Origin of the sequence: Enterobacter chuandaensis, from assembly GCF_003594915.1 — a bacterium.
In the GTDB taxonomy this organism is placed as follows: domain Bacteria; phylum Pseudomonadota; class Gammaproteobacteria; order Enterobacterales; family Enterobacteriaceae; genus Enterobacter; species Enterobacter chuandaensis.
The window spans coordinates 21,704-33,765 of sequence record NZ_QZCS01000008.1 but is presented as its reverse complement, the minus strand read 5'-3'; the positions used below and the strand labels follow the sequence as shown (position 1 = coordinate 33,765).

The window sequence follows — 12,062 nt, the reverse complement described above, 5'->3', positions numbered from 1 at the left end:
ACCCCTTTGGGGAGAGGGCCGGGGTGAGGGGTGAAAAATTTTAGCGAATCACCTCATAAATGGCGGTCTGAATAGACTGCCATTTTTTCGTGGTGGCATCCGGCTGAGACTGCGCTCGGCGCGTTGCCATCTCAAGATCGTGCTTCTGGCGCTTGACCACGGCCGGCACGGTGCAGAACGCTTTCAGATACTCTTTACGTATTGACGTCAACGACTCGCCGTTGGACATGGCGTGGCTGAGCGTATTGATGAAACGGCGGCACGGCTTCTCTTCCACCATGTTCTGCCGGTAGCGCAGCATCAGTTCCAGCACGTCGTCATAGTCTGCCGACATCGCCTCTTCGGTCCATGACAGCTTCCAGTCCATCCCGCCCTGCAAAAAGAGCAGCGCCACGCGGGTGTCGTTGCGGTTAATCGCCGAACGGAAATTACTCTCGTCCCAGGTAACCCCCATGCGCGTCAGCGTCTCACGCGAGGACGGCGTCTCGCGCATCTCCTGCGGCGGGGCCGCCTGCACCGTAGCCGCCACCGCTACAGGCTGCGGTTTGCTGCTGGTCACCAGCCAGAAGCCCCCCGCCACAATGGCAATCACCATCACGCCTACCGCCCCCCATAACACACCGGAAATAAGTTGCTCACGCTGCTCCGGCGTGCGCGGCGCGCGCTGGGTCGGCTTTTCAATCGTGTCGCGAACTTCAAACAGATCCCCACCGGTGACCCGATCCATTTTCTGCGCCTTTTCCCAGAACGCGTGCAGCTCGCTGGCGTCCACCGCCATGAGTCCAGCCGGGTTGACGCGCGTTCTCCCCTCTTCGAACGCGCGTTGGACCGGTCGGGAGATTTGCGTGTAGTAGTTGTCCAGCAGCTGAATTTGCGCAGAACTTAGCGTTTTCTGCACCGTGATGCTGTTGCGGATTTGTCGAATGTCGTCGAGGAAGGTTTGCAGGGTTTTGCGCGGCTCTACCAGAAGCGTCAACATGGAAGGATCGTTAAACAACGAGGCGTAATAGCGGCTGAACTCTTTTTTATCCACCAGCATTTGCGCCAGCTCGCTGAACATCATGCCGCTCAGAACATCGTTGATTTCGCCAAGCTTCAGCCAGCGTCGTACGCGGTCAGCGTTAAATAAGGTTTTAAGATGATTATTGAGCCGCACCTGATCGGGCCAGGCCTGCTGGATGAGCCCTTTAATCATCAGCTCGATAGCGCGTACCTGCTTGTGCGCCTGCTGTTGCTGGAGTTCGCTTCCCGGGGCCAGCTCGGTGCTGTAGGTCAGCAGTGGCTGCTGCAGACGAAGATGCTCCAGCGCGGTTACAAACCGCATTGCCGCAATCAGCTGATTTTCACTGACATCCTGTCCGCTCTCATATTGCGGTACGCGCTGCTGCAGCAGACGCAACTGCAGCGTAAATTCCGACATTTCGGCATCATTCAGGTTAAGCTTCTTCGCAACGGAGCCCCATCCTCCCAGGCCTGAACGCGCACTGTCCAGCTGTTCCAGAAACCAGCGTGGATCTTTTCCCTCAGAAACATGTACATTCAGAAGAAGTAAAATTTCTACCGACGCCTGGCGAATGACCGCCAGACAGTGTTCGAACTGTTCGCGAATATGATGTGATGTGCTGAGAGTCATTGTTTTCCTTAAGCGACAACGAAGACATCCGGAATGGGCACTAATGGCCGTTTTTCTTTTTATTTATACGCGCTTAACCATACCTGACTTTCCGTTGAAATAAAGTGACAACCCTAAAATCATTTAAAATGTTTCAGGAGAATCTTAAATGCCGGTTTTAATGACCTCACGCCTGAGCTGCTCACCCCTGCAGGAGCAAGACTGGCCCTTTTTTCTGGCACTGCAGCAGCATCCCGAGGTCATGCGATATGTGGCGGAAGACCGCCCCGTCGCGGCGATCCGCGAGGCGTTTGATTCACGCCTGACGCCCTGGTCGCCGGGCAGCACGCACTGGCTTTGTCTGGTCGTGCGTGATGCCGCCTCACAGACCCCGCTGGGCTTAACCGGGTATATTCATCGGGAAGAAGATTGCGCCGAAGTAGGCTTTCTTTTTGCACCTGAGGCGCAGGGAAAAGGTTACGGTTTTGAATCCCTTAAAGCGCTTTGTGATTACGCCTTTCATCAGGGCGGTATACGCCGGCTCACCGCCACCGTCACCGCGGGAAATGTCGCCTCCAGACGCCTGCTGGAAAAAGCCCATTTTCGCCTGGAAGGGGAGCTACGCGAGAGCTATTACCTTTCCGGGCGCTGGCAGAATGACTGGTTATTTGGCTTATTACGGCAGGAATACCTGCATAATAATTTCTGAACAATAGCCATTTGGCGGATATTTCTCCTGGCCCGATTCCTCTACAGTATCGCCATTAAGAGGAAACGAATATGAAAGGTCATGCGCTGAATATCTCTTCTGCCGCCATTGCGTTAATTAAGACCCATCAAGGGCTTTCACTGGAGAAATATCGTGACGAAAACGGTTTATGGGTTATCGGGTACGGACATGTGATCCGCGAGCGGGAAAAATTTCACGGCCTTATAACGCCTCTTCAGGCGGAATATTTGCTTCAGGAAGATATTCAGCTGTGTGAAACGCTGCTGCGGGAAATGTGTGTACGTCCATTAACCCAGCAGCAGCATGACGCGCTGGTCCTGATGATATTAAGTTTCGGCGTGACGTCCTCACTGCCGAAAGCGGTGCTTCAGGCCGTCGCCCGGGTGTAATACATGGCGGCCTGGGTTCTGTTTTTCACCTCCAGCCGGCGGAAAAGCGCTTCCAGGTGTGCTTTCACCGTGGCCGCACTGATATTGAGATTGCGGCCAATCTCTTTATTTGATTCCCCCGCAGCCAGCAGTTTCAGGACCTCACGCTGACGTTCGCTCAGGGATAACAACGCCTGCGCAGACGATTGTTGGTTGACCCACTCCCCGGGGAAGCAGACCATCCCTCGGGACACGGAATCCAGCACGGCGGAAAACCGCTCGGGGTTGGCATTACGGGGGATAATGGCCATTACGTTTCGCTGCATCAGTTGCTCCACCCATCTGGCCTCTTTTTTTGCCAACACCATGATCACCCGTATCGCCGGGAAGCGATGCATGATTTCCTCCAGGAAAGAACGCCCCTCTTCCTGAATTAAACTGCCATCAATCATGACGATAGCAGACGGTGAAGCAGATATTTGCGCCCATAAATCGTCTGCCTGACAAGCCCCCGTTATATTTATTTCAGGAATCAACTTTTGCAGACCGTGTATCGCTCCATGAATAAATATCGACTGCCTGTCAAACATGATTACTCGCATCGTATTTCTCCCTCTGAGAATAGCGAAGGGGGATTCTACAGAGGCATTTTTTAAGAAAAAACTCAATGAATGGAGACGTTACAAATCCGCCAGTGGTTTTTATATTTACCCGCATTTTGACACATTCGCATTAAGGATTTCCTTAAGGGATTCCCTCCCCTTAAGCGAAAACATCAGAGGAACATTCCGCCAGACACTTCAATACGTTGCGCATTCATCCAGCCGAGCTTATCGCTGAGCAGTGCCGCGATGGCATCGCCGATATCGTCCGGTAGCCCCACCCGCCCCAGCGCCGTTTGCGACGCCAGCATGTGATTAAGCTCGGCGTTGTCGCGCACGCGTCCACCGCCAAAGTCGGTTTCTATCGCCCCTGGCGCGATGATGTTAACGGCGATCCCGCGCGCGCCAAGCTCTTTCGCCTGATAGCGGGTCAGCACTTCCATCGCCCCTTTCATGGCGGCGTAGGTCCCCGAGCCAGGCTGGGTGAAGCGGGCCAGTCCGCTGGAGACGTTGAGGATCCGACCGCCGTCGTTAAGCAGCGGCAGCAGGCGCTGCGTCAGGAAAAACGGTCCTTTGAAGTGAATGTTCAGCGCCTCATCAAACTGGGCTTCCGTTGTTTCGGTATAGGGCGCGTATAAACCCGTTCCGGCATTGTTCAATAAATAATCAAAGGTTTCACGTTGCCAGACGCTCATAAGGATTTCCTGAAGCTGTCGGGCAAAATGTTCGAAACTGGTAATATCCCCGACGTTGAGCGGTAATGCCGCCGCCTTGACGCCTTTTCCCTGAATTTCGCGTACTACGTCCAGCGCGTCCTGCTGACTGCGGTTGTAGGTGAGGATAATTCCCGTCCCGTCTGCCGCCAGCTTTAACGCAGCGTTTTTACCCAAACCACGGCTACCACCCGTTACTAAAGCGATACGTTCAGTCATCTTAAACCTCGTTTTGGCTGTTATGGAGATTGAGAAAGAGCTTATTAGGTGATAGAAAATCAATAAAGGCGGGTTAAAACGCTTCACTGTTTCAGTGCAAACAACAATGAGCTTTCTCTATGGATAAAATTCACGCAATGCAGCTGTTCGTTCGCGTCGCGGAACTGGAAAGTTTTTCCCGCGCGGCAGAGACATTAACGCTGCCAAAAGGCAGCGTTTCGCGGCAAATCCAGGCTCTGGAAAACCGGCTTGGCACACAGCTACTGCACCGCACCACGCGCCGCGTCAGCCTGACGCAGGACGGCATGGTCTATTACGAGCGGGCAAAAGATCTGCTGGCGAACCTGGATGAGCTGGACGGTATGTTTCAGCACGATCCCTCCAGCATCAGCGGACGGCTGCGCGTGGATATGCCCGTTGGCGTTGCGCGAAATGTCGTCATCCCCAAACTACCTGCGTTTTTACAGCAGTATCCGGGTATCGAGCTGGAGCTCAGCAGCAGCGATCGCCTGGTGGATGTGATCCGCGAAGGGTTTGATTGCGTCGTCCGCGTGGGTTCCCTGAAGGACTCGGGGCTGATTGCCCGTCCGCTGGGCAAGCTGTCCGTGATTAACTGTGCCAGCCCGGACTACCTGGCGCGCTTTGGCTACCCCGACACGCTGGACGATTTAGGCTCGCACGCCGTGATTCATTACGCCGCGATGTTGGGAAGCCGCCCTCAGGGTTTTGAGTTTTATAACGGCAGTGCAACGCAGTGGATAAAAACGGGCGGCGTGTTAACCGTCAACAGCACCGAAACTTACCAGGCCGCCTGCCTCGCCGGGCTGGGCATCATTCAGGCGCCGCGCGTTGGGGTGCGTGATTTACTGCGCGCAAAGAAGCTGGTTGAGATCCTCCCGCAGTATCGCGCGGAACCGATGCCTGTCTCCCTGATTTACCCCCATCGGCGCAACCTCTCCCGCCGGGTACATCTGTTTATGGAGTGGCTAACCGAACTCACAAAAGCTTACGTGGACTAGTCGCAAGCTATAATTCAGTAACATCCAGCCAAACGAAAAGGAAAAGACGCGTGACGCCGGAAAATAACCCGCAACGACCCACCCAACATTTAGAGTATGACCCCATCAAGAAGATGGAAACCGAGCCAGAAGAGGCTAAAGCCCCCGGTACCGCCAGCAAGGCGCTGGGTACCGTCACCAGCCTGGCAGAAAGAATTCAGCAGTTTCCCATGGTGGCGCATCTGATACGCGCGACCGAGCGCTTTAATGACCGCATGGGGAACCAGTTTGGTGCCGCTATCACCTATTTTTCCTTCCTGTCGATGATCCCCATTCTGATGGTGTCGTTTGCGGCGGCCGGTTTTGTACTCGCGTCGCACCCGACGCTGCTGCAGGATATCTTCAATAAGATCCTGAATAACGTCAGTGATCCGACCCTCGCCAGCACGCTTAAAAGCACGATTAATACCGCCGTTCAGCAGCGTACCACGGTCGGGATCGTCGGTTTGCTGATCGCCCTTTACTCCGGCGTTAACTGGATGGGCAACCTGCGCGAGGCCATTCGCGCCCAGTCGCGCGACGTGTGGGAGCGCACGCCTCAGGATCAGGAGAAGATTTGGGTTAAGTATTTCCGTGATTTTATTTCGCTGATTGGTCTGCTCGTCGCGCTGGTCGTGACGCTCTCCATCACCTCTGTTGCCGGTTCCGCACAGCAGATGATTATCTCGGCGCTCTATCTTGATTACATCGAATGGCTGAAGCCCGCCTGGCGCGGCATTGGGCTGGCGATCTCTATCTTCGCCAACTACCTGCTGTTCTTCTGGATTTTCTGGCGTCTGCCCCGCCATCGTCCGCGCAAGAAAGCGCTGCTTCGCGGCACGCTGATTGCGGCGATAGGCTTTGAAGTGATTAAAATCGTGATGACCTACACGCTGCCGTCGCTGGTGAAATCCCCGTCCGGCGCGGCGTTTGGCTCGGTGCTGGGGCTGATGGCCTTCTTCTACTTCTTCGCCCGCCTGACCCTGTTCTGCGCGGCGTGGATTGCCACCGCCGAGTACAAAGGCGATACGCGAATGCCCGGTAAAACACACCGCTAACTCCGCTCTCGGGCTGATATTTCAGCCCGACTCATCATTTCAGCATATAAATCCAGTCCGTAACTTTTATTTAACCGAAAACCAGTTTAATCAACCAATATTTAAAAACTGTGAAGCATTTCATGGAAGCATTTCGGCTGGTCTGAACATTATTCGCTTTTTGTTGCTTTTATCACCAGAACGCGGCCTTGTTACAGATTGAAATGTCGCTTTTGCTGTGCGTAATATGGCCTTTCGTTCGGCAAAAAATAAGAAAATATTATGCAAGCAACAGCCACAACACTCGACTCTGGTGCGGAAAACGTCCCGGTCAACTCGCGCAATAAAGTTGTCGTCGCATCGCTGATTGGCACCGCCATTGAGTTCTTCGACTTTTACATTTACGCCACCGCAGCGGTCATCGTTTTCCCGCATATATTCTTCCCGCAGGGTGACCCGACGGCGGCGACGCTACAGTCTCTGGCGACCTTTGCTATCGCGTTTGTGGCGCGTCCGATTGGATCTGCGCTGTTTGGGCACTTTGGCGATCGTATTGGTCGTAAGGTCACTCTGGTGGCCTCGCTGCTGACGATGGGGATCTCCACCGTGGCGATCGGCCTGCTGCCGACCTATGAAACCATCGGCATTCTGGCGCCGGTCCTGCTGGCGCTGGCGCGTTTTGGTCAGGGTCTGGGGCTGGGCGGTGAATGGGGTGGCGCAGCGCTGCTGGCGACCGAGAACGCGCCGCCGCGTAAACGCGCGCTGTACGGTTCATTCCCGCAGCTTGGCGCGCCGATTGGCTTCTTCTTTGCCAACGGGACCTTCCTGTTGCTCTCCTGGCTGCTGACCGACGAGCAGTTCATGAGCTGGGGCTGGCGCATTCCGTTTGTATTCTCAGCGGTGCTGGTGCTGATTGGCCTGTATGTGCGTGTTTCCCTGCATGAGACGCCGGTGTTCGCAAAAGTGGCCGCGGCGAAAAAACAGGTAAAAGTGCCGCTGGGCACCCTGCTGACCAAACACGTGCGCGTGACCGTGCTGGGCACGTTTATCATGCTGGCGACCTACACGCTGTTCTACATCATGACGGTCTACTCCATGACCTACAGTACCGCCGCCGCGCCGGTTGGGCTGGGTCTGCCGCGTAACGAAGTGCTGTGGATGCTGATGATGGCGGTGATTGGGTTTGGCGTGATGGTACCGATTGCCGGCCTGCTGGCAGATAAGTTTGGCCGTCGCGCGAGCATGATTACGATCACCACGCTGATTATTCTGTTCGCGCTGTTCGTCTTCCCGCCGCTGCTGGGTTCAGGTAGTCCGGCGCTGGTGATGGCGTACCTGCTGATTGGTCTGAGCCTGATGGGGCTGACCTTCGGCCCGATGGGCGCGCTGCTGCCGGAGTTGTTCCCGACGGAAGTGCGTTATACCGGCGCGTCGTTCTCCTATAACGTCTCGTCTATTCTGGGTGCGTCCGTGGCACCGTATATCGCCACCTGGCTGCAGGCAAATTATGGTCTGTTCTACGTGGGCGTTTACCTGGCGGCCATGGCGGCGCTGACGCTGATTGCGCTGCTGCTGACCCATGAGACTAAGCATCAGGCGCTGTAATTTATTGCGGCCTGATGCCCTCACCCCGACCCTCTCCCGGTGGGAGAGGGAAAAAGTGAGCTACTTCTTCATCTGCGACAAAATATTCCGGCACTGATTCGCCTCGCCTTCTGACGGCGAAATCAGCGCCAGCAGCGCCGCAGCGGGCGTCACCAGTGTGGCAAGCGCTGCCGCTACTGCACCGCGCGCAATCAGCGGCCCTGGCTTGACGCCCGCCTGCGGATTTTTAAAGGTCCCGCGCACGTAAAGCGGCGAGCGCAGGGTGATAATACGAATCCCCTTACTTTCCGGATCGATGGTCAAATCCAGCTGCTCCGAGGCCATGCTGGCGGTACCGGTCACGTTAATCACCGCGTTTTCCGTGTCGAAGGCAAATATCTGCGGACGCGCCACGCCGTTCACCAGATCCAGGTTCGCCGCTGCGCAGTTCACCCGCACCTCGTCATCACCAAAGATTTGCCCGATGATAAAGTTACCGACGTTCAGCCCCAGGATCTCCATCAGGTTGCGGCTGACCAGACCGTCGTTCATCAGCAGTTTCAGGTTACCGTTGCCGCTGCCCAGCAATGCTGCCACGGAATTCCCCACCCCGCGAATATCCGCGTCGCCGTTCATTTCACCGAGGGTTTTCTGCATCAGCTCCACGTTCGGCATTAGCTCTTTGAGCTTTAATCGACGGGCCTGAATCTCCGCCCGTCCCTGCATCGGCTTCTTATCGCCTTCCAGGTGGATGTTGGAGGAAATCGTCCCACCCGCCATGCCAAACTTCAGCGGCTGCAGGCGCAGGTCGGCATTTTTCAGGATGATATGCGTCGAGAGATCGCTCAGCGGCAGCGTGCTGCCATGCTCAATCTTGCGTCCTTTGAAGCGCACATCTGCATCCATCACGTCCCACTTATCGGTTTCAAAGCGATCGTAAGGCAGTACTTTTCCCGCAGGCTGAACGTCTTTTTTCACCTCTTTTGATTTAGTGCCTTTGCCGGAATCCACGCCAATCAGCGGGCCCAGATCGGCCAGACGCAGCTGGCGAGATTCGACATCCCCTTCAAGTTTTGGCCGTGGTTTGCCGGTGGTGTAGGTCAGTGTGCCGTGGATGTCACTGTCGCCGATGCGGCCATTGAAATCCCGGTAGTCAAAAACGGACGATTTTTCGGTATCGATTTTGGCCACCAGATGTCCGTCCGTTTCGAACGGCGGGGTATCCGGCAGCAGTACGCCGGTCAGTTCATACAGCTCACCCAGCGAGTCACCGGCGAACTTGAGCTGGAGGTCGACGCCCCCCATGTTCATCGGGTCGTTAACCGTCCCCACAAACGCCACGCGCGTATTCCCCGAGCGGAAATCCGCCTGAACCGGGAACGGCGTGCCTTCGCTCCGGAGCGCCAGCATGCCGCCGATTTTCCCTTTCCCGGTCAGCGGCTGACCGTTGTAGCGCCCTTTTGCCGTCAGGCCGAAGACATAATCACCCGCTTTGGTGTTATCGCCTTTCTCCTTGTTGCCCGTGACTTCGCTAAACGGCAGCGGTTTGCCCAGCGGATCGACCTGGATCTCCACGTCCGCCTTGCTGACCTTATCGTCGATGACGATCCGCCCGCGATCGAAAAGAATATTGTCGAGTCGGAATGACCAGGAAGAAGGCTGGGCATTAGGATCTTTTTCGCCGTCGCTGGCAAGGTTAAACGTCCAGTTATTGTTTTTTTCAGAGAGTCGGATCAGGCGCGCATCGGGTTGCTGAAGTTTGATCCACGGCAAATAGACGGTTTTGGTCAGGAGCGCTAACGGCGCCAGCGTGGCTTCCACGCGCGGCAAATGCACCATGGTCACTTCGGGGATATCCGGCGGGTTGCCGAGAATAATGTCGTCGGCGTGGACGTGGGGCCAGGGGATCCAGCTTCGCCAGCCGGTCTCCTCTTTCTGACGCTCCCATACCACACCCAGATCGCCGCGAATGGCGAAGGGACGGTTTAGCTCAGTGGAGACTTTCTGGTTGATGGTCGGCTTAAGGCGGTTCCAGTCAAACGTCGCAATAATGACAACGACGATCGCGATCAACAACAAGAAAATCCCTGTAGTCCAGGAAATTACCCTGGTTGTTTTTGTCATTGTTATCCCCTTTCCTGATGACCTGTCCTGTAAAACTATAGTCCAGACAAAGGGAAACGGGGTTATCAGAGGGTCGTTCTGACGCTTTCGAGGAGATCCATCGGCACGGGGCGAGAGAGGAAATAGCCTTGCGCCGCCGCTGCGGGAGAGTTTTGCACATCACGCCACTCTTCCAGCGTTTCCACGCCTTCAACAATCACGCCCTGGCAATAGCGGTTCATCAGCTGTAATAACAGCGTAAACAGATTCCGCCCTTCCGGGGTCTGGCGCAGCATGATGAACAGATCGCGGGCTACCTTGATGTAGTCATAACGCACTTCGCTGAGGGCCGAGAAGTTCGCCATACCGGTGCCAAAGTCATCCAGCCACAGCGGGCCAAATTCACACATCGACGCAAAGGAGGAGTCCTGCGGCAGGCGGACATGTTCCACCAGTTCAAAGCGCAGCCACGGCAGGGTGGCGATCAGCTCCTGCAGCTTCGCGTTCTGACGCAGCGCCAGCAGAGTCGGGCCATCAACGTTAACCGAGGCGAGGAGAGTATGCTGCTCGAAAAAAGCCTGTTTCGTCGCCAGCATACGGATCTGCTCTTCCAGCACGTCCAGACGCTGGCGAACAGCAACTTCGGCAAAATAGCGATCCGGCGCGATACGCTGGGAAGGATTTGACGGGTGCGTGACGACTGTCAAAATTTCAATTGCCATCAGTCGACCATCCGTTCGGTAGATCGGCTGCCAGGTATACGCGCGCTCACATTGCAGCCAGTAGCGATGCTCCTGCAAGTTCTCAATACTTGCCTCAGGCGTAGTGCTCAGCCGCTGGATAACCTGCTCTGACTTCATTTCAGATGTCCTGTTGTTGGGATGGCCTTTCTGGACTCGTCAATGGGTTATCGGCCCGACAATTGAGAACTTTATGTTCAATTCACCGCGAAAATGAAATTAAGATGACAGAAATTTGCCGGAACACGCGCTGGCTCAAATAAAATAATGGAACGTCGTTTTAATATAGTTGACCATCTAATTCACTCAGCGCACACTGCTGAAAATTCTTCTGTTCAGGTTCACGACTATGTCCAAAAAAATTGCCGTGATTGGCGAATGCATGATTGAGCTGTCACAAAAAGGCGCGGAAGTCAGCCGCGGATTTGGTGGCGATACGTTAAACACCTCGGTTTACATTGCCCGTCAGGTTGCGCCTGAGGCACTCACCGTGAACTACGTTACCGCCCTGGGTACGGACAGCTTCAGCCAGCAGATGCTGGAAGCCTGGCAGAGTGAACATGTTGAAACCTCGCTGATCCAGCGGATGGAAAACCGCCTGCCTGGGCTTTACTACATCGAAACCGACAGCACCGGTGAACGCACGTTTTATTACTGGCGTAACGAAGCGGCGGCCAAATTCTGGCTGGAGAGCGACGCCGCTGCGGCCATATGCGAAGAGCTGGCGACGTTTGATTACCTCTATCTGAGCGGCATTAGCCTGGCAATTTTAAGCCCGACCAGCCGCGAAAAGCTGCTCTCGCTGCTGCGCGAATGCCGCGCCAACGGCGGGAAGGTGATTTTTGATAACAACTACCGCCCACGCCTGTGGGCCAGCCGCGAAGAGACGCAGCAGGTTTATCAGCAGATGCTGCAGTGCACGGACATCGCCTTCCTGACGCTCGACGATGAAGACGCCCTGTGGGGTGAAAAGCCGGTTGAGGACGTGATTGCCCGCACACAGGCGGCCGGCGTGAGCGAAGTGGTGATTAAGCGCGGCGCGGAGTCGTGCCTGGTCGCGATTGCGGGTGAAGCGGTGGTCGAGCTTCCTGCTGTGAAGCTGGCCAAAGAGAAAGTGATTGATACCACCGCGGCGGGGGATTCCTTCAGCGCGGGCTACCTGGCGGTACGTCTGACGGGAGGAACGCCGGAAGCAGCGGCACAGCGCGGTCACCTAACGGCCAGCACCGTGATTCAGTATCGCGGGGCGATTATTCCGCGCGAGGCGATGCCTGTTTAAGTAAGGTGCGGGCTGATGCCCTCACCCTAACCCTCTCC

11 protein-coding genes are annotated in these 12,062 nt (G+C 55.7%); 6 read left to right on the top strand and 5 right to left on the bottom strand.

The annotated features are described in order from the left end of the window. Window positions 1–40: 40 nt before the first annotated feature. Window positions 41–1,633 carry an STY4199 family HEPN domain-containing protein gene (locus D5066_RS13890; RefSeq protein WP_119916291.1) on the bottom strand — a complete coding sequence of 531 codons (1,593 nt, stop codon included), beginning with the start codon at window positions 1,631–1,633 and terminating at the stop codon, window positions 41–43. Window positions 1,634–1,781: 148 nt separating this feature from the next. Between D5066_RS13890 and D5066_RS13885 the strand changes: the two genes are divergently transcribed. Together D5066_RS13885 and D5066_RS13880 are read left to right on the top strand one after the other, a co-directional pair. Then, window positions 1,782–2,321: a GNAT family N-acetyltransferase gene (locus D5066_RS13885; protein ID WP_119916290.1), complete on the top strand. Its 540-nt coding sequence runs from the start codon at window positions 1,782–1,784 to the stop codon at window positions 2,319–2,321. 71 nt (window positions 2,322–2,392) lie between these two features. Beyond that, on the top strand, window positions 2,393–2,731 hold the full coding sequence (locus tag D5066_RS13880) for a lysozyme (protein ID WP_080329104.1): 339 nt from the start codon (window positions 2,393–2,395) through the stop codon (window positions 2,729–2,731). Here D5066_RS13880 and D5066_RS13875 read toward each other — a convergent pair. Both D5066_RS13875 and D5066_RS13870 read right to left on the bottom strand, forming a co-directional pair. After that, entirely contained in the window at window positions 2,710–3,312 is a 603-nt protein-coding gene (locus D5066_RS13875) for a response regulator transcription factor (protein WP_119916289.1), read from the bottom strand. The two genes, D5066_RS13880 and D5066_RS13875, sit on opposite strands and share 22 nt — an antisense overlap. A gap of 173 nt (window positions 3,313–3,485) precedes the next feature. Then, window positions 3,486–4,244 (bottom strand): SDR family NAD(P)-dependent oxidoreductase, encoded by a 759-nt coding sequence (locus D5066_RS13870; protein WP_119916288.1) that lies wholly within the window; start codon window positions 4,242–4,244, stop codon window positions 3,486–3,488. A 119-nt stretch (window positions 4,245–4,363) separates the two neighbouring features. Here D5066_RS13870 and D5066_RS13865 point away from each other — a divergent pair, with 119 nt between their 5' ends. The 3 genes from D5066_RS13865 (at window position 4,364) to D5066_RS13855 (ending at window position 7,923) form a co-directional block, all read left to right on the top strand. Beyond that, window positions 4,364–5,263 carry a LysR family transcriptional regulator gene (locus D5066_RS13865; RefSeq protein WP_119916287.1) on the top strand — a complete coding sequence of 300 codons (900 nt, stop codon included), beginning with the start codon at window positions 4,364–4,366 and terminating at the stop codon, window positions 5,261–5,263. Between the two features lie 50 nt (window positions 5,264–5,313). Next, window positions 5,314–6,339 (top strand): inner membrane protein YhjD, encoded by a 1,026-nt coding sequence (gene yhjD, locus D5066_RS13860; protein ID WP_119916286.1) that lies wholly within the window; start codon window positions 5,314–5,316, stop codon window positions 6,337–6,339. 261 nt (window positions 6,340–6,600) lie between these two features. Beyond that, a complete protein-coding gene (locus D5066_RS13855; protein ID WP_050861820.1) occupies window positions 6,601–7,923 on the top strand; it encodes an MFS transporter in 1,323 nt (440 codons plus the stop codon). Window positions 7,924–7,983: 60 nt separating this feature from the next. Here D5066_RS13855 and D5066_RS13850 read toward each other — a convergent pair whose 3' ends face one another. After that, the gene (locus tag D5066_RS13850) at window positions 7,984–10,026 is read right to left on the bottom strand and encodes an AsmA family protein (RefSeq protein WP_119916285.1); all 2,043 of its coding nucleotides are present in this window, start codon (window positions 10,024–10,026) and stop codon (window positions 7,984–7,986) included. A gap of 65 nt (window positions 10,027–10,091) precedes the next feature. Further along, window positions 10,092–10,865, bottom strand: a complete 774-nt coding sequence (pdeH, locus tag D5066_RS13845) for a cyclic-guanylate-specific phosphodiesterase (protein WP_080329110.1) — start codon at window positions 10,863–10,865, stop codon at window positions 10,092–10,094. 229 nt (window positions 10,866–11,094) lie between these two features. Between pdeH and kdgK the strand changes: the two genes are divergently transcribed. After that, a complete protein-coding gene (gene kdgK / locus D5066_RS13840) occupies window positions 11,095–12,024 on the top strand; it encodes a 2-dehydro-3-deoxygluconokinase (protein ID WP_119916284.1) in 930 nt (309 codons plus the stop codon). Window positions 12,025–12,062 lie beyond the last annotated feature (38 nt).